This is a genomic window from Kitasatospora sp. NPDC058218, from assembly GCF_042882445.1.
Taxonomy (GTDB): Bacteria; Actinomycetota; Actinomycetes; order Streptomycetales; family Streptomycetaceae; genus Kitasatospora.
Map to the genome: position 1 here is coordinate 13,933 of NZ_JBHVWC010000056.1, position 17,344 is coordinate 31,276.

Sequence of the window (17,344 nt, forward strand, 5' to 3'; positions counted from 1 at the left end):
GAGCGGGTCCGACCGCTCGGCGGCCCGGCCCTCACCGCGGCCGGGGGCGGGCCGTGGCCCGCGCCCGACCGGCGGCTCAGGAGGTGAGCTGGCCGGGCCGGCCCGGCACCCACAGCGGCGCCGGACCGGCGTGCGGCATGGACCTGGTCGCGTACTCCTCCAGGCAGGCGACCGCCCGGCCCGGGTCGCCGCCGCCGAGTTCCACCAGGGCGGTGGCGGCGAACCGGGCGCAGGAGAGCGTCAGGGCGAGCGTGTCCTGGCGGCGGTGGCGGTGGCGGACGTACGCCTCGCACCGCTCGGCGATGCGCCGGCCGTGCGACTCCCGCTCCGCCTCGGCGCCGAGTTCGCTGCCGGCGGTCGCCGCCTGCACCCCGTGCCAGACGAGGGTGAGCGCGACGGGCTCGGCCGGGTGGGCCGCGCCGACCCGCCGCGAGCTCTCGCGGGCCTCGGCCGACTGCCGGCCCAGCCGGTCCAGCGCGGCCGGACCGTCCCCGTCGCAGGTCCGCAGGGCCAGCTCCGCCGCCCGGTGCGTGAGCACCCGCAGGACCGCTCCCGCCGGTACCCGGAGCCCGGTCGCCGCCGGGTCGGCGAACGCCAGCCAGGTGTCCGCGAACGAGGCCGCCCGCACCTGCCACAGCCACGGCGGGGCCCCCGCCACCTCACCCGACCGCTCTCCCACCGCCAGCCTGATCAGACCCACGGCGGCGAGATCCGCCGCATCCGCGTCCGACCCGAGCCCGAACAGCCGTCCACTACTCCTCAACACGCACCCCCGTCAGCGGCCATCACCTGGTGACGGCACATCTCACCACATTGGGACGCGAACGAACTGGCCCCGGCCACCGATGAGACCCAGGACACGTACCGGGCCCCGCACCCCGGGCGGCCGCCCGCGGGGGCCCCGGGGAGCTGTGCAGGCCCGGATCAGGACGGCGTAGCCGCCGGCGGCACCGAGCAGGCCGACCGGCGGCGCGAGGTCCCCGCCGACGGCGCCGGCGACCGGACCGGCGCGGAGGGTGTCGACACGGAGGGTGTCGACACGGAGGGCGCCGGCCGTGGCGCCCGCCGCGACCGGGGCCGCTCCTGCCCGGCCGCCGTCGTCGTCGTCGTACCGGAGGGAGCCGCCCGGGGTCTCGCCGGTGAGGCCCGACCGGGCGGCGCCGGCCGGGGGCACGTCGACCTCCCGCATCCGACGCCGCGACGGCTCGCGGGTGGGGCCGCCGGGAGCGACTGACGGCCCGATAGCTAAATCATCGACATACTCTCATCATTGACCTATGCTCACGCCCATGGCCAACCGTCAACTACAGGAACCGAGCCGGCTCGTGCTCACCGCGCTCGCCGACGCCCCCCGGCACGGCTACGCGATCGTCCAGGAAGTCCTCGCCATCTCCGGCGGCCGGACCAAGATCCTCACCGGCACCCTCTACACCGCACTGGACCGCCTCCTCCAGCAGGGGCTGATCCGGATCGACCACGAGGAGACCGTCGCCGGCCGGATGCGCCGCACCTTCGCCCTCACCGAGGACGGCCGACAGGTGCTCGGCGAGGAGACCGAGCGCCTGCGCGCCGGCGTCGCCGAGGCCGACCGCAGGCTCGCCCTCGGCCGCGGCACGGGCCTCGGAACGCCTCGGCTGAACGGAGCCACGGCATGAGCACGCCCGCGCAGGCCACCGCCCTGCCCACCCGGCTCCCCCTGATCGGGCTCTACCCCGCCGCCTACCGGGCCTCCCACGGCGAGGAGATCGCCGCCGTCTTCGCGGAGTCCGTCCAGGGCAGCGACCGCCGCACCGTCCTGCGCGAGTGGGCGGCCCTCGCCGCGCACGCCGCCCGGCTGCGCACCCGGCTCAGCTCGCGCGACCCCGCCGGCCGGATCCTCGCCGGCGCCGCGCCGTACATGCTCGCCGGCGGGGCGGCCCTGGCCGCCGTCCACCTGGTGCTGGGCCTCTTCCTCACGGTGCCCCTCCTCGATCTGTTCAGCACGAACACCACGGCCACCGCCGTAGTGGGCGCGGTGCAGACCGCCCCCTGGATCCTCGCGCTGCTCTGCGCCGCCCTCGGCCGCTGGGGCTACGCCCGCCTCCTGGTCCTGGCCGGCACCCTCGCCCGGATCGGCGCCGTCGCCGGCTACTTCGTCCACCCGGCCGGGGCCTTCGCGCAGTACCTCTTCCTGCTCCCGCTGTGGCTCCTGTTCGCCGGGCCGATCCTCATCGCCCCGCCCGACGCCGTCGACCACTCCACCCGCGGCCGCACCGGCCCGGTGGTCGCCGCGCTCGCACTCGCACTGCCGATGAGCGCACTCGTCCTGCGCTGGCCCTGGGCCGGCTCCGAGGACTACTCGGAACCCGTCTTCTCCACCGGCGTCCAGACCCTCCTCGACGTCTCCTCGGCCTGGCCGGCCTTCGTGATGGCGACCGCCTTCCTCGTCCACCTCGCCGCCGCCCGCCCCGATCGGCTGCGCGCGGCCGGCACCGCCCTGGCCGTCCTCCCCTGGACCGTCATGCTCGCCCCGCCCTACTACTGGCGGCCCCCGCGTGACCTCGCCGAACTCGCCCGCAACGTCGCGGTCGTCGCCGCCTTCCTGGCCGTCGCCACCGCCCTCGCCGCCCTCCGCCGCGCCTTCGCCCCGAAGCCGGTCGAACCGGCCTGACACGGTGCGGACCTGACACCGGGCCGACCCGGCCCGCCCGGGCAGCCGTCGGCTTGGTGCCCGGGCGGGTCGGGTCGGCTGCTCGATCCGCCGTGGTCGCGGAAGTACGGGCACCCGCTCCCGCGAGCGCACCCGGCCGGCGCAGGCCAGGGCGACGAACGACAACTCGCCGTTCACCGGACCGAGACCGAAGTCCCTGAGGTCGGCGAGGGGCAGCAGCCGGCGCACCGGAGCGCGGGCGAACGGCGCCCCCGCGGCAACGATCACCACGGACACGCCGCGCTCGACGGCCGACCGTCCGGCCCCGCCGCATCGGCCTTCTCCGGCCGGGCGACGCCCGATGCGGGAGGAGGGGCCGTAGGGCGCGGCGGGTCAGACGAACGAGCGGGTCGCCGTGATCCCGCCGTCCACCGGCAGCGTCACCCCGGTGATGTAGGAGGACCGGTCGCTGAGCAGCCAGGCCGCCGCCTGGGCGATCTCGCCGGCGCTCGCGGGGCGGCCGAGCGGGGTGAAGCGGGCGACGGCTTCGGCGAAGCCGGGACCGGCGGCGAACAGCGGCTCGACGGACGGCGTGCGCACGACCCCGGGGGCGATCGCGTTGGTCCGGATGCCGTGGCACGCGTAGTCGGCGGTGGCCGCCTTCACCAGTCCGGCGAGTCCGTGCTTGGCCGCCTGCTGGGTGCCGTCGCCGAAGCCCCCGACCAGTGCGCCGACGCCGCTGCACAGCACGATCGCGCCGCCGCGGCCGCCGGTGAGCATCGCCCGGAGCTGGGCCCGCAGGCAGAGCCAGGTACCGCGCAGGTTCACCGCGTGCACGGCGTCCCAGTCGGCCTCGGTCCGCTCGGCGAGCGGGGCCGGCAGGGGGCCCGAGCCGGCGTTGTCGAAGGCGGCGTCGAGCCGCCCGTAGGTGTCGAGCGCGGTCTCCACCACCAGCTCGGCGCCCGCCGCGGTGGAGATGTCCGCGGCGACGGCCACCGCCCGGCCGCCGCGCGCCCGCACACCGGCCGCCACCGCCTCCACCTGGTGCCCGGTCCGGGCGGCCAGGACGAGCAACGCACCCTCCGCCGCGAACAGTTCGGCGGCCGCCGCACCGATGCCCCGGCCCGCGCCGGTGATGATCGTGACCTTGTCGTCGAGAATTCCCATACGGCGAGCGTCCACCGGTCGGGCGGCCGGTACCAGTGGCCGGAGCGTCCCCGGTCCGGGAACCGGGGTCTGCCAGGTCCTGGATCCGCCGCGCGGAATGTGCCAGCGTGGGCGCATGCCCGACACCCCGCTGAGCGCGTTCCTGCGCGCCCGCCGCCGGAGCCTGGCCCCCGCCGAGGTGGGGCTGCCCGCCGGGCCGCGCCGCCGCACGCCGGGCCTGCGCCGTGAGGAGGTCGCCGTCCGCGCGGGCATCTCGGCCGACTACTACGCCCGGCTGGAACAGGGCCGCCAGCGGCTCCCGACCGGCCCGGTGCTGGACGGGATCGCGCGCGCCCTGCTGCTGGCGGAGTCCGAGCGGGCCTACCTCCACCGGCTCGCCCACGGGCAGCGACCGGCGGCGCCGGCCGCCGACCGCGACGGCGTGGGCGCGGCCACCCGCGCGCTGCTCTCGACCCTGGACCGGACTCCCGCCTTCGTCACCGGCCCCCGGTTCGACCTGCTCGCCTGGAACCCGCAGGCCGGTGCGCTGATGGCTGATCCGGCGTCCCGGCCGGCCGTCGAACGCAATCTGCTCTGGCAGGTCTTCTGCTGCCCGTACGGCGCGGCCGAGCGGGCCAACCACGCACCCGCCGACTCGATCGGCGCCGACCTGGTCGCCGGGCTGCGCGCCCAGCACGCCGACCGTCCGGACGACCGGGAGCTGACCGCACTGGTCGCCCGGCTCTCCGCCCAGAGCCGGGCGTTCGCCGCGCTCTGGGCCCGGCACCGGGCCGGCCCGCCCCGCCAGGGCCGGCTCTCGCTGCGTCATCCGGATCTGGACGCCGAGGTCCTCGACTACACCGTCCTCGGGCTTCCGGACGGCGGCCAGCACCTGTTCGTCTTCCTGGCTCCGGGCGGCGGCCCGGCGCCGGACGCCTTCCGACGGCTGCGGCCCGCGTCCACGGTTGAGGTGGGCCGGTGAGCGCCTGACGCAGGCCCGGCCGTGCTCGCGGTGACGACCTCCCCCGGGCCGAAAAGGTTCACGCCCCGGCCGAACACGCCGCGGCCGGACCGAGCCGGGCGCGCCGTGCTCACCCCGCCGCGGGCCGGCGGCCGGCGGCGGGCGCGGCCAGCGCGACGAACGAGCGGAGCAGGGGGTCGGTGTCACCGGTTCGCCAGGCGACGACCAGACGGCTCGGCGGCAGGTCGGCCAGCGGGACGACGGTGAGGCCCTCGGCGGGCCGGTGGCCGAGCGGCGCCAGTCCGACCGTTCCGTTCCACAGCACGGCCCGGATGCACTCGTGAACGGTCCGCACCACCGGGCCCTCGCGCAGCGGCCCGCCGGGCCTGTTGCCGTTCCAGTAGACCTGCCACAGCGGGTCCGTGCCGTCGGGGAACCGGAACCAGGTGCGGTCGTCGAGATCGGCCAGGTGCAGGAGCTCGCGGCCGGCGAGCGGATCGTCGGCGCGCAGGACCACGCCGACGGGTTCGAAACGGATGAGGCGGGTGCTGATCCCGGTGTCGTCGAACGGCGCCCTGGTCACGGCGACGTCGACCAGGCCGGCGCTCAGCCCGGTGGTCGGGTCCGTGAGGTCTGCTTCGAGGACGCGGACGTCGACCTCCGGATGGCGCCGGCGGAAGGCGGCCGCGAGGGAGGTACCGGCGCCCCCGGCGTGTTCGACGCTGTCGCCGAGGGTGCCGATGGTGAGGCTCCCGGCACCGGCCGCGGCCAGGACCCTGGCACGGGCGCGATCGGCCTGCGCCAACAGGCTGCGGGCTTCGTCGTACAGGGCGGCCCCGGCCGCGGTCGGCGTCGCACCGGCGGCCGAGCGGTGCAGCAGGGTGGTGCCCAGATCCGCCTCCAGCTGTTGGACGGCATGGCTCAACGGAGGCTGGGTCATGTGCAGCCGGGCGGCGGCCCGGCCGAAGTGGCGCTCCTCGGCGACGGCCACGAAGTAGCGCAGCAGGCGAAGGTCCATCACCGGTCACGATACCCGCCCGGTATCGGGCGGACTCAACCGGTATTGGACGTCGCAGTCGGCCCGGCGGTGGAGTGGAGGGGCAATCGACGTCAGCCCCGGCTCCCGGTCCCGCATCCCGGCCGGTCCGGCGAGGCAAGGAGTTACGGCATGGCCGACCACCAGCTGCTCGATCCAGTGGTAGAGACCACCGGCGCGTACGAGCTCGCGCGCGACCTGCTGCTCGTGCCCGACCGGGCCGTCCCGCTGGTCCCCAACATCGGAATCGTCGGCGGAACGCACTCCGTCCTGGTGATCGACACCGGCCTGGGCCCGGAGAACGCCGAGCGCGTGCTGGCCCTCGCCCGCGACTACGCGAAGGGGCGCCGGCTGTATCTGACGTCGACGCACTTCCACCCCGAACACGCCTTCGGCGCACAGGTCTTCGTCGGCGAGGCGACGTTCCTGGTGAACCGTGCGCAGGCGCAGGACCTGGCCGACAAGGGGCCGGGGTACCTCACGATGTTCCGCGGCCTCGGCGCCGCCGTCGCCGGGCGTCTGGACGGTGCGCGGGTTCCCACGCCGGACTTCGTCTACGAGCGGTCCCACCACCTCGACCTCGGTGGCCGGTCGGTGCGGCTGAGCGCCGTCGGCCGGGCCCACAGCAGGGGCGACCAGGTGATCACCGTGCCCGACGCCGGCGTGCTGTTCACCGGCGATCTGGCCGAGACCGGACAGTTCGCGATCTTCCCGTGGTTCCCGCCGCACGACACCGACGTGAGCGGCCTCGGGTGGATCGAGGTCATGGCCCGGCTGGCGGCGGCGAGGCCGCGGACGGTCGTGCCGGGCCACGGGGCCGTCGGCGGCACCGAGGTGGTCGAGGACGTGCTCGACTACCTGCGGGAGCTGCGCGACGAGACCTGGGAACGCCGTGACTCGGCGACGAGCCGGGAGACGATCGTCGAGGAGGTACGCGCGGTCCTGATCGAGCGGCACCCCGAGTGGGCGGGCCGGGAGTGGATCGACCCGGCCGTCGCGTGCCTGTGCAGCGAGCACCCGGCCTAGAAGGCTGATGAAGATCTCGGTGTGATCCGGGTTGCCGTTGTCAGGCGGCAGCCCGGATCTGCCAGGTGGTGTCGTTGTGGGTGAGTCCGAGGTTGATCAGGGTTCTCCCGGTCACCGCTCCGTGTTTTGCACGAAGCCGGAGCACAGGAAGGACCGCATGCCCTTCGACCCTCCGGGCCGCGAACGGCCGTGCGCGTCGCCGAGTTGGGGCGCGGCCCGCAGTGATTCCCATACGCTCGATCGAGTGATTTCACCCGCACGGCGAATCCCATGGTTCGAGCACGGAGCATATCCTCGCCCACGCGGGCCTCTCCCGACGAGCCGGGGCGGCAGCACTTCTGAGAGAGGAACTGCCACATGCGTCTTCCACTCCGCCTGATCGCGATCGCGGGCGCCACGCTGGCCGCCGCGGCCTCGGTCGGTCCCGCGCCGGCCGTCGCCCGGCCGGGCTCAGGGCGCACTCCGGCCGTTCTCGTCGGTGCGTTCACCCCGCTGCCGGCCCCCCGCGGCTACCTGAACCTGCACCAGTGCGTCTACACGCCGCGCAGCTCCGCGACCGACTGGTTCACCACCGTCGTCCCGCCGAGCGCGGACGGCCGCTTCGCCACGGCCACGAACGCCTCCGCCACGCCCGACCCGGGTGCGCCGACGAACGTGCCGTCCTGCGGTCCGGGGGACGGCAACTTCGTTGTCAACATGCCACGTTCGGGCCTCAAGGCACTGGACCTGACCGTCGGGCGGTACCTCAACCTGCACCAGTGCGTGTACTTCGATCCTGACCAGTATGACCACTACACGGCGGTGGTGACACCCAAGGATCTCGGCGTCTTCAGCACCGGCACCAACGTCTCCAACACTCCCGACACGCGGGCCGCCTGCGGAAGCGGAGTCCCCGGCGACAGGCCCATTCCCCTTCTCTCCGCCGTGAAGACACTCGATCTCAGCACTGCGCGCTATCTCAACCTGCACCAGTGCGTGTACTACTCCAGCCTCGTCAACGACCACTTCACGACCGTCGTCACCCCGAGTGGGGACGGACGGTTCTCCACCGGGACGAACGTCTCCTCCACCCCTGACCCCCAGGCGTCCTGCGGCGCCGGCGACGGCAACTTCACACTCATCCCCCTGCTCTCCGGCGTCCGAGCCCTCCCGCTCATCTGACACTTCGACGGCGCATGGTGATCCGACCGCCGATCGGAGCGCCTTCACGTGACCGCGCATGAACGTGCCCCAGGCCGGCGCGCGAGGGGATCACCGCAATGACAGGCGCGGACGTGTGAAGGACCCCGACCGATCGGTGCTCCTGGCCTACTTCCGCCGCCGCCTGGCCCGCTCCGCCCTCCCGCACCGCGCCTTCGAGGCGGTGCGGGAGGTGGTGAACGCGACGGGCGTGCTCAGGGGCCGCCACAAACGGGCGCTGGACTCGACCGTGCCGGACGACGCGGTCGCCACCCAGGACACCGTCACCCAGCTGATCGCCGCCGTCCGCGCAGAGCGCCGCGAGGTCCCCGACGCCGACACCGCCGCGGCCGTCCACTGCACCGCGCACGACTACACCGACCCGGGCAAGCCCCGCATCGCATGGAACGACGCCCAGGCCCGGACGACCTGGTGAACGCCCTGGTCGGCGACGCACTGCGGCTGCTCGGGCACCTGCCCGAGCAGCCGCTGGGCGAGAAGGCCGCCAACGCGGTCGGCATCCTGGCCCTGGTCGCAGGCCAGGATGTCGAGCCCGCCGAAGACTCGGACGGCCGCGACGGACGCCGGCGCATCACCCGAGGGACCGCCCCGGACCGGATCGTGTCCACCGTCGATCCCGAGGCCCGCCACGTCCACAAGACCCGCACCCACCGGCGGGACGGCTGCAAGGCCCACCTCGCCGTCGAGCCCGAGACCGGCCTGTTCACCGCCGTCGCCCTCACCCCCGGCAGCGGAGGCGAACACCACGAGGCCCAGGTCGCCCTCGACCTGCTCGCCGACGAACCCGGACCGGTGGACGCCTTCGGCGACACCGCCTACTCGACCGGACCCACCCGCCGTGCTCTGCAGCGGGAACAGCACCGGCTGTCCCTCGAACCCGCACCGCCGACGACCGCCGCCCCGGGCGGTTTCAGCCTCGACGACGCCGGCCTCGGCCGACCGGCAGCGCAGCGCACTCCGTCGGGTGAAGCGGCGTGCGCCTCCCGGCCCGCGGCCGCGCCGGTCGGCGATCGTGGCGGGAGCCCGGCCGACGCCTTGCGGCCGGCACGTGGTGACGAGGGAGGCAACCGTGGAGTTCCTGGTCGACATGGTGACCAGTGTTCCGGCCGGCACGTCCGAGCAGGACGTGGCCGAGATCCGGGCCCGGGAGGCGGAGCGGGCCCGGGAGTTGGCCGCGCAGGGGCACCTGCTGCGGCTCTGGCGCCCACCCCTGGCCCCCGGTGAGTGGCGCACCTGGGGGCTGTTCCGCGCGGAGGACGCGGAGCGGCTGGAGCAGCTGCTCGCGTCGATGCCGCTGCGCGTGTGGCGCCACGACACGGTGACCCCGCTCTCCCCGCACCCGAACGATCCCGGCCGCCCGTAGCACCGCTGCGGTCCGCGTCGCCGGCAGGCCCGTCCCGTGCACCTGCCCGGTCGACCGCGCCCACCCGCAGGTGCCCCGACACTCACTGGAGCCCCGTTGAACAGCACGACAGCCCGCGAAACGATCCTGCGCGACGTCCTGGACCGGTGGAAGGCGGCCGTGGACGCGCACGAACCCCGGAAGGTCGCCGCCCTCTTCACCGAGGACGCCGTCTTCCAGGGGCTGCACCCCTACGCGGTCGGGCGGCAGGGCGTCGCCGACTACTACGACGCCCAGCCCCCCGGCATGACGGCCGCGTACCGGATCCTCGAAACGCGCCACCTCGCCGACGACCTCGTGCTCGGCTATCTGGCCGTCGACTTCTCGTTCACCGACCGGCCGACGCTCGGGGTCAACCTCGGCGTCGTGGTCGAGCGGGTGGGCGACGCCTGGTACCTCGGCCACTACCAGGTCTCCCGCCTCGACTGACCGTCCCGCCGGGACACCACCCACCCGGGACACGCCGGCCCGGGGCGAGGCCCGGTCACGGCCCCCGGGCCTCAGTCGCCGTCGACGAGCCGTTGCAGCGCGGGGGCGTACAGGTCCGCCAGCCGCTCGGGCGTGGCGCGGTCACCCGCGCCCGGGCGGTGCAGGCTCAGCGTCGCGCCGAGTCCGAGCAGCTGGCCGGCGATCAGTTCGGCCCGCAGCTCGGCGTCCGGCCCCGGCAGCGAGGCGGCGAGGCGCTCCGTCACCTGGTGGCGGAAGCGCTCGCGCAGCAGGGTCCGCTCGTCCTCGTTGCCGAGCGAGAAGACGACGCGCAGCAGGGGGTCGCCGCGCTGTTCCCGGCGCATGCGGACCACGGTCAGCACCAGGTGGCGGCCCAGCCCGGCAGGATCGGCGGCGAACAGTTCGTCCGCCGCGGGCCGGAAGTCGGCGACGGTGTTGAACAGGCGCTCCTTGCTGCCGAACCGCTTCACGATCAGTGAGGGGCTGACACCCGCGTCGGCCGCTATCCCCCGCATGGTGACGTCGGCGTAGGGGCGCAGGGCGAACGCCCGGCGGGCGGCGCGCAGGATCGCGTCCCGTCCGGTGCCCTGCTCGGCGGCGGGGTCGACCCCGCCCGGCCGGGCCCCCGGGCCGGGTACCGGTTCGGCGCACGGCCCGGGGGCCGGCACGGCCGCGCCGGCCGCGCCAGTCACGTCGGTCTCGTCGGTCTCGTCGGTCTCGTCGGTCTCGTCGGCGATGGTCAAGCGCTCTCCTGGGCCGGGGCCGCGGGGGCCGTCACTGCGACCGTACCGGGTGCGGCGGGGCCGGGGCGCGCCGTCCGGCCGGAGGGCAGGAGGAGCGTCGCGACCAGCGCGGCGGCGGCCGTCGCGGCCGCGATCAGGAAGATCAGCAGATAGGCGTGCAGGGTCGGGGCGGTGCGCCCGCCGACGGTGAAGGTGACGTGGGCGAGCACGGCGGTGACCACCGCGCTGCAACAGGCCTGTCCGACCGAGCGCATCAGCGTGTTCAGTCCGTTCGCCGCGCCGGTCTCACCGACCGGCACGGCCCGCATCACCAGGGCCGGCAGTGCCGAGTACGCGATGGCGGTGCCCGAGGCCACGACGGTGGCGCCGGCCACGATCAGCCAGAGGCTGTGGCTGGTGAAGAAGCGCACCAGGTAGCCGACCACCATCACGGCCGCCGCGAGGGCGAGCGTCGTCCTCGGCCCGTACTTGGCGGAGATCCTGGCCGAGACCGGGGACAGCGCCACCATCGCCAGCCCGCCGGGCAGCAGGCAGAGCCCGCCCACCACGATCGAGGCGCCGAGGCCGTAGCCGGTCTCCCTGGGCTCCTGCACCATCTGCGCGGTGACCAGGGAGTTGGCGTAGAAGGCGAAGCCGATGAGCATCGCGGCGACGTTGGTCAACAGCACGGCCGGCCGGGCCGAGACCCGCAGGTCGACCATCGGCGAGGCGGTGCGCAGCTCGTAGCGGCCCCAGAGCAGCCCGAGCAGCGCCGATCCGCCGAGCAGGCCGAGCGTGCGCGGCGAGGTCCAGCCCCAGCCGGCGCCCTGGGTGATCGCGAGCAGCAGGCCGACGAGCACGGCGGCCAGGCCGAGGGTGCCGAGGAGGTCGAAGCGTCCTCGGGAGCGCAGCGACGACTCCGGCACGATCCGGAGCACCAGGGCGATGTCCAGCAGGCCGAGCGCCGCGGAGGCCCAGAACATGGTGTGCCAGTCGAAGTTCTCGACGACCAGCGCCGCCACGGGCAGGCCCACGGCGGCGCCGATGCCGAGGGTGGAGCTCATCAGGGCGATGGACGGCAGCACGCGCTCGGGCGGCAGTTCGTCGCGGATGATGCTGATCCCGAGCGGGATGACGGCGAGGGCGGCGCCCTGCAGCGCCCGGCCGGCGATGAGGACGCCGATCTGCGAGCTCACGGCACACAGCACGGACCCGGCGGTGAGCACGCCGAGCGAGGCGAGCAGCACGCGGCGCTTGCCGTACATGTCGCCGACCCGGCCGAGCACGGGGGTGAAGACCGCGCCGGTCAGCAGGGTGACGGTGACGAGCCAGCCGGCCGCGCCCGGCGAGCTGCCGGTCAGGGCGGGCACGTGCGGGAGCAGCGGGACGACCAGGGTCTGCATGACCGCGACGACGACACCGCAGAAGGCGAGGACCGGCACGATCAGGTGGGCCCTCGGCGCCCGCGCGGACGGGGAAGGGGCTGGGGAGGGCGGGCCTGACTCGGCCGTCACCGGGGTCATTCTGCTCCAGACGCTGGTCCACAGGGGGGTGCACAGACGTTCACCCACCCCAGGGTAAACGCCTGTGCACCCCCCTGTCCCCGCCTTTCGCCGTTCGTCCTCGGTCCGACCGCGCCTCGGGCAGCTGCGCCCGCGTCCTGCACAATGACCTTTGTCATGCCCGGGATTGATCAGGTGCAGGGGGAAGCGTGCAGGCGGGGGACCACATCCTGGAGAGGTACCGGCTCGACGCGCGGCTCGGCCGGGGCGGCATGGGCGAGGTGTGGAAGGGCCACGACCTCCACCTCGACCGCGCCGTCGCGGTGAAGGTGCTGCTGGAGTTCGACGCCGGGGACGAACTGCTCCAGCGGTTCCGCCGCGAGGCCTCGATCGGCGCGCGGCTCCAGCACCCGGGGATCACGGTGGTGCACGACTTCGGACGCCACCGGAACCAGCTGTTCATCGTCATGGAGCTGCTGGAGGGCCAGGACCTCGCGGCGGTGCTGGCCCGGTCACCGCGCGGTCTCCCGATCCCCGAAGCCGTCGGCCTCGCCCTCCAGACCGCCGAGGCGCTGACCGCCGCGCACACCGGCCAGGTGGTGCACCGCGACCTGAAGCCCGGCAACCTCTTCCTGCTGCGCGACGGCCGGTTGAAGATCTGCGACTTCGGGATCGCCCGCACCGCCGAGGCCACGACCGGGCTGACGCTCACCGGCCGGCCGTTCGGCACCCCGCCCTTCATGGCCCCCGAGCAGTGGCGCGGCGAACAGGTCGACGGGCGGTGCGACCTGTACGCGCTGGGGTGCGTGCTGTACGCGCTGCTGACCGGTGCCCCGCCCTTCCCCGCCACCGAACAGGCCTGGGCGCTGATGCGCCGGCACCTGGAAGAGGTGCCGCCCCGGCTGCGGGACGTCCGCGCGGACGTCCCGGCCGAGCTGGACCGGCTGGTCGGCTCGCTGCTGGCCAAGGACCCGGCCGACCGGCCGGACGCACCGACCACCGCGCGGCTCCTGCGGGAGATCCGGCACCCGGCCGCCACCGCCCTCGTGGCGCGGAGCGCCCCCACTCCGGCCGCACCGCCCGCCGACCGCACCCCGACCGCCGTCCCCACCGAACTCGACCGGGGCACCGCGCCGGAAGCGCCCGTCACCGGTCGCGGTCCGAGCCGCCGCACCCTCGTCCTCGGCGGCATCACCGCGCTGGCGGCGGCGGGCGGGAGCTACCTGGCGCTGCGGCCGACCGGCGGCTCGACCGGCGATGCGGTGGGCGGCGCCAAGGGCCCCCGGAAGGCGTTCGTCCTCGGGGAGGGCCCCAGCGCCGCCCAGGTGGACACGCTCGCGTTCAGCCCCGACGGCAGGACCGTCGCCGCCGGCTGCCACGACGGCGTCATCCGGCTCTGGGACCTCGCCGGCCGGACCCTCACCACGTCTCTCACCGGCAGCATCGGCTCGGTGGCGTCGATGGCGTTCAGCCCGGACGGGCGGAGCCTGGTCAGCTGCAGTTCCACGTACGTCGTCCTGTTGTGGAGCCTCGCCACCGGGGCCGGCACCGAACTCATCGGCCAGCGCGACAGCGCGGTGTCCGGAGTGGCGTTCAGCCCCGACTCGAAGACCGTCGCCAGCGCCGACCACGCGGTCCGGCTGTGGGACGTGGCCACCGGACAGGTCTTCGCCGCCCTCACCGACCACACCGACTACGTGAGTTCGGTGGCGTTCAGCCCCGACGGCCGCACCCTCGCCAGCGGCAGCGGCGACCGGACGATCCGGCTGTGGGACGTGGCCACGCGGACCGCCACCACCACCCTCACCTGCCCCGACACCGTCCGTTCGGTGGCCTTCAGCCCCGACGGCCGCACCCTTGCCAGCGGAGGCGGGGACACGGCGGTCCGGCTCTGGGACGTGGCCACCGGGACCGTCACCGCCGCCGTCGAGACCAATGTCTGGGGCGTGGGGGTGGTGGCGTTCAGCCCCGACGGCAGGACCGTCGCCGGCAGTCTGGGCGACAGCTCCGTCCAGCTGTGCGACGTCGCCACCCGGGCCGTGACCGCCGAGCTCCCCCCGATCCGCGATGCCGGGACGACCGGGCTGGCTATCAGCCCCGACGGTCGCACCCTCGTCACCGGCGGCGGCACCGAGGGCGCCGTCCGGGTCTGGCAGCTCCCCTGAGGGCCGCGCGGCGGTCGGCCCCGTCCGACGTGCCGGCCGAGCCCTGCCCCGGGCGTCAGGCGCAGGCCGGGCAGATCCCGCGGTAGGTGACCTCGGCGGTGGCGACGGCGAAGCCGAACCGCTGCTCCGCCGGTAGGTCCGCGAGCGGATCTCCGGCCGGGTGGACGTCGCGGATCGTGCCGCAGCCGGAGCACACCAGGTGCTGGTGCGGGCGGTGCGCGTTGGGGTCGTAGCGCCTCGCCCGGCCGTCGGTGGCGACCTCCATGACCTCGCCGAGCCCGACCAGCTCGCCCAGCGTGTTGTAGACGGTCGCCCGGGAGATCTCGGGCAGCCGCTGGACCGCGCGGGCGTGCACCTCGTCGGCCGTGAGGTGGACGTGATCGCCGTCGAGGACCTCCGCGACGACACGCCGTTGGGCGGTCAGCCGCCAGCCGCGCCCTCTCAGCCGTACCAGCAGGTCACTCATATCGGTTCACCTATTCAGGCTCATGGGGGAACCCCGGATTCTAGCAGTGGCCTTCCGAACCCCGATGGGATATCGACTCGGTGTGGTTCTTGACTTGGAATCCGTCCATCGTAGGATCGGTTCCGGCGATAGCCTAGGGGGCAGTGAGGCTCCGGAACGGCGGTGAGCACCTCCGCGTCGGGTGAGCTACTCCTCCTCATTGAACGACCCTCTCAGGTGTTTCACCCTCCGATCGTTCCTGAACACAGTGATCCGCCCGGCCCGGAAGGATTCCCATGTCTGAGAACCACGACGCGATCGTCACCGATGCGAAGGCGGAGGGCGGAGGCTGCCCGGTCGCGCACGGACGCGCCGCGCACCCGACCCAGGGCGGTGGAAACCGCCAGTGGTGGCCGGACCGGCTCAACCTGAAGATCCTTGCCAAGAACCCGGCCGTGGCCAACCCGCTCGGCGCGGACTTCGACTACGCCGCGGCGTTCGAGTCGCTCGACCTGGCGGCCGTCAAGCGCGACCTCGCCGAGGTGCTCACCACCTCGCAGGACTGGTGGCCAGCCGACTTCGGCCACTACGGCCCCTTCATGATCCGGATGGCCTGGCACAGCGCGGGCACCTACCGGATCAGCGACGGCCGCGGCGGCGCCGGTGCCGGCCAGCAGCGCTTCGCCCCGCTCAACAGCTGGCCGGACAACGCCAACCTCGACAAGGCCCGCCGCCTGCTGTGGCCGGTGAAGAAGAAGTACGGCCAGAGCCTGTCCTGGGCCGACCTCCTGATCCTGGCCGGCAACGTCGCGCTGGAGACGATGGGCTTCGAGACCTTCGGCTTCGGCGGCGGCCGCGAGGACGTCTGGGAGTCGGAGGAGGACGTCTACTGGGGCCCCGAGACGACCTGGCTCGACGACGAGCGCTACACCGGCGACCGCGACCTGGAGAGCCCGCTGGGTGCTGTGCAGATGGGCCTGATCTACGTCAACCCGGAGGGCCCCAACGGCAACCCGGACCCGATCGCCGCGGCCCGCGACATCCGCGAGACCTTCCGCCGGATGGCGATGAACGACGAGGAGACCGTCGCCCTGATCGCGGGCGGCCACACCTTCGGCAAGACCCACGGCGCGGGCCCGGCCGACAACGTCGGCCCCGACCCCGAGGCCGCCCCGCTGGAGCAGCAGGGCCTGGGCTGGAGCAGCACCTACGGCACCGGCAAGGGCGACGACGCGATCACCAGCGGCCTCGAAGGCATCTGGACCAACACGCCCATCACCTGGGACAACACCTTCTTCGAGATCCTCTTCGGCTACGAGTGGGAGCTGTTCAAGAGCCCGGCCGGCGCCAACCAGTGGCGGCCCAAGGACGGTGCCGGCGCCGGCACCGTCCCGGACGCGCACGACGGCTCGAAGACCCACGCCCCGACCATGCTGACCACGGACCTCTCGCTGCGGTTCGACCCGGTCTACGAGCAGATCTCCCGGCGCTTCCTGGCCGACCCCGCGCAGTTCGCGGACGCCTTCGCGCGGGCCTGGTTCAAGCTCACCCACCGCGACATGGGTCCGGTCGTGCGCTACCTCGGCCCCGAGGTCCCGTCGGAGACCCTGCTGTGGCAGGACCCGCTGCCCGCCGCCACGCACGCCACGGTCGACGCCGCCGACATCGCCGCCCTCAAGCAGCAGGTGCTGGCCTCCGGCCTGTCCGTCTCCCAGCTGGTCTCCACCGCCTGGGCCTCGGCCTCCTCCTTCCGCGGCAGCGACATGCGCGGCGGCGCCAACGGCGCCCGCGTCCGGCTGCAGCCGCAGAGCGGCTGGGAGGTCAACGAGCCCGACGAGCTGGCGACGGTGCTGCGCACCCTGGAGGGGGTGCGGGAGTCGTTCAACGCCGGGCGGACCGACGGCAAGGCGATCTCGCTCGCGGACCTGATCGTGCTCGCGGGTGCGGCGGGTGTCGAGAAGGCCGCCACCGACGCCGGCTTCCCGGTCGAGGTACCGTTCACGCCGGGCCGGGTGGACGCCTCCCAGGAGGAGACCGACGTCGAGTCCTTCGCGGCGCTGGAGCCGACCGCCGACGGGTTCCGCAACTACCTCGGCAAGGGCAACCGCCTGCCGGCCGAGTACCTGCTGCTGGACCGGGCCAACCTGCTGACCCTGAGCGCCCCGGAGCTGACCGTCCTGGTCGGCGGCCTGCGCGTGCTGGGCGCCAACCACCAGCAGTCCTCGCTGGGCGTCCTGACCCGCACCCCCGGGCGGCTGACCAACGACTTCTTCGTCAACCTGCTCGACCTGGGCACGACGTGGAAGGCGACCTCCGCGGACGCGAACACCTTCGAGGGCCGGGACGCCGCCACCGGTGAGGTCCGCTGGACCGGCACCCGGGCCGACCTGGTGTTCGGCTCCAACTCGGAGCTGCGCGCGCTCGCCGAGGTCTACGCGAGCGACGACGCCAAGGAGAAGTTCGTGACGGACTTCGTCGCGGCCTGGACCAAGGTGTCCGAGCTGGACCGCTTCGACCTGAGCTGACCGCCGGCCGGCTGAGGACCGCCGTGGCCCCGCCCCCCCCCGGGGGGCCCGGGGCCCGCGCGGGGCATCAGGGGTGTGCGGCCACCTGTGGGTGGGGCCCCCCCAGCTGGGGCACATACAGGGTGCCGGGCCCACGGC

Annotated in this window: 16 protein-coding genes and 1 pseudogene; 10 read left to right on the forward strand and 7 right to left on the reverse strand. The window is 74.3% G+C overall.

Annotated features, from left to right (window positions below):
* Positions 1 to 76 precede the first annotated feature (76 nt).
* Together ACFVYI_RS30495 and ACFVYI_RS30500 are read right to left on the reverse strand one after the other, a co-directional pair.
* The gene (locus ACFVYI_RS30495) at positions 77 to 700 is read right to left on the reverse strand and encodes a hypothetical protein (protein ID WP_387891585.1); all 624 of its coding nucleotides are present in this window, start codon (positions 698 to 700) and stop codon (positions 77 to 79) included.
* 105 nt (positions 701 to 805) lie between these two features.
* Complete coding sequence (locus ACFVYI_RS30500) at positions 806 to 1,189, reverse strand: hypothetical protein (RefSeq protein WP_387891587.1); 384 nt, start codon at positions 1,187 to 1,189, stop codon at positions 806 to 808.
* Between the two features lie 100 nt (positions 1,190 to 1,289).
* On the opposite strand from ACFVYI_RS30500, the gene ACFVYI_RS30505 reads away from it, so the two are divergent.
* Positions 1,290 to 1,655, forward strand: a complete 366-nt coding sequence (locus ACFVYI_RS30505) for a PadR family transcriptional regulator (protein WP_387891589.1) — start codon at positions 1,290 to 1,292, stop codon at positions 1,653 to 1,655.
* Positions 1,652 to 2,650: a hypothetical protein gene (locus ACFVYI_RS30510; protein WP_387891591.1), complete on the forward strand. Its 999-nt coding sequence runs from the start codon at positions 1,652 to 1,654 to the stop codon at positions 2,648 to 2,650. The genes ACFVYI_RS30505 and ACFVYI_RS30510 overlap by 4 nt, the downstream gene beginning before the upstream one ends.
* 372 nt (positions 2,651 to 3,022) lie before the next feature.
* On the opposite strand, the gene ACFVYI_RS30515 is transcribed toward ACFVYI_RS30510, so the two are convergent.
* Positions 3,023 to 3,796 carry an SDR family NAD(P)-dependent oxidoreductase gene (locus ACFVYI_RS30515; protein WP_387891593.1) on the reverse strand — a complete coding sequence of 258 codons (774 nt, stop codon included), beginning with the start codon at positions 3,794 to 3,796 and terminating at the stop codon, positions 3,023 to 3,025.
* A gap of 115 nt (positions 3,797 to 3,911) precedes the next feature.
* On the opposite strand from ACFVYI_RS30515, the gene ACFVYI_RS30520 reads away from it, so the two are divergent.
* Complete coding sequence (locus ACFVYI_RS30520) at positions 3,912 to 4,757, forward strand: helix-turn-helix transcriptional regulator (protein ID WP_387891594.1); 846 nt, start codon at positions 3,912 to 3,914, stop codon at positions 4,755 to 4,757.
* A 109-nt stretch (positions 4,758 to 4,866) separates the two neighbouring features.
* Here the strand turns inward: ACFVYI_RS30520 and ACFVYI_RS30525 are convergent, their stop codons facing one another.
* Entirely contained in the window at positions 4,867 to 5,754 is an 888-nt protein-coding gene (locus ACFVYI_RS30525; RefSeq protein WP_387891595.1) for a LysR family transcriptional regulator, read from the reverse strand.
* A gap of 150 nt (positions 5,755 to 5,904) precedes the next feature.
* Between ACFVYI_RS30525 and ACFVYI_RS30530 the strand changes: the two genes are divergently transcribed.
* The 5 genes and pseudogenes from ACFVYI_RS30530 (at position 5,905) to ACFVYI_RS30550 (ending at position 9,829) form a co-directional block, all read left to right on the forward strand.
* Positions 5,905 to 6,798, forward strand: coding sequence for an MBL fold metallo-hydrolase (locus ACFVYI_RS30530; protein WP_387891597.1), 894 nt, complete (start codon positions 5,905 to 5,907; stop codon positions 6,796 to 6,798).
* 357 nt (positions 6,799 to 7,155) lie between these two features.
* Complete coding sequence (locus ACFVYI_RS30535) at positions 7,156 to 7,959, forward strand: hypothetical protein (RefSeq protein ID WP_387891598.1); 804 nt, start codon at positions 7,156 to 7,158, stop codon at positions 7,957 to 7,959.
* A gap of 133 nt (positions 7,960 to 8,092) precedes the next feature.
* A pseudogene (locus ACFVYI_RS30540) lies at positions 8,093 to 8,922 on the forward strand (transposase); the annotation flags it as partial.
* Between the two features lie 145 nt (positions 8,923 to 9,067).
* Positions 9,068 to 9,361 (forward strand): muconolactone Delta-isomerase family protein, encoded by a 294-nt coding sequence (locus tag ACFVYI_RS30545; protein ID WP_387891599.1) that lies wholly within the window; start codon positions 9,068 to 9,070, stop codon positions 9,359 to 9,361.
* Positions 9,362 to 9,457: 96 nt separating this feature from the next.
* The gene (locus tag ACFVYI_RS30550) at positions 9,458 to 9,829 is read left to right on the forward strand and encodes an SgcJ/EcaC family oxidoreductase (RefSeq protein WP_387891601.1); all 372 of its coding nucleotides are present in this window, start codon (positions 9,458 to 9,460) and stop codon (positions 9,827 to 9,829) included.
* A 71-nt stretch (positions 9,830 to 9,900) separates the two neighbouring features.
* Here ACFVYI_RS30550 and ACFVYI_RS30555 read toward each other — a convergent pair whose 3' ends face one another.
* Positions 9,901 to 10,590: a TetR family transcriptional regulator gene (locus tag ACFVYI_RS30555; protein WP_387891603.1), complete on the reverse strand. Its 690-nt coding sequence runs from the start codon at positions 10,588 to 10,590 to the stop codon at positions 9,901 to 9,903.
* On the reverse strand, positions 10,587 to 12,092 hold the full coding sequence (locus ACFVYI_RS30560; RefSeq protein WP_387891604.1) for an MFS transporter: 1,506 nt from the start codon (positions 12,090 to 12,092) through the stop codon (positions 10,587 to 10,589). Before ACFVYI_RS30560 ends, ACFVYI_RS30555 begins: the two co-directional genes overlap by 4 nt.
* A 188-nt stretch (positions 12,093 to 12,280) precedes the next feature.
* On the opposite strand from ACFVYI_RS30560, the gene ACFVYI_RS30565 reads away from it, so the two are divergent.
* Positions 12,281 to 14,236 carry a WD40 repeat domain-containing serine/threonine protein kinase gene (locus tag ACFVYI_RS30565; RefSeq protein WP_387891606.1) on the forward strand — a complete coding sequence of 652 codons (1,956 nt, stop codon included), beginning with the start codon at positions 12,281 to 12,283 and terminating at the stop codon, positions 14,234 to 14,236.
* Between the two features lie 55 nt (positions 14,237 to 14,291).
* On the opposite strand, the gene ACFVYI_RS30570 is transcribed toward ACFVYI_RS30565, so the two are convergent.
* Positions 14,292 to 14,702 (reverse strand): Fur family transcriptional regulator, encoded by a 411-nt coding sequence (locus tag ACFVYI_RS30570; RefSeq protein ID WP_387891608.1) that lies wholly within the window; start codon positions 14,700 to 14,702, stop codon positions 14,292 to 14,294.
* A 275-nt stretch (positions 14,703 to 14,977) separates the two neighbouring features.
* Between ACFVYI_RS30570 and katG the strand changes: the two genes are divergently transcribed.
* The gene (katG, locus tag ACFVYI_RS30575; protein WP_387891610.1) at positions 14,978 to 17,206 is read left to right on the forward strand and encodes a catalase/peroxidase HPI; all 2,229 of its coding nucleotides are present in this window, start codon (positions 14,978 to 14,980) and stop codon (positions 17,204 to 17,206) included.
* Positions 17,207 to 17,344: the final 138 nt, after the last annotated feature.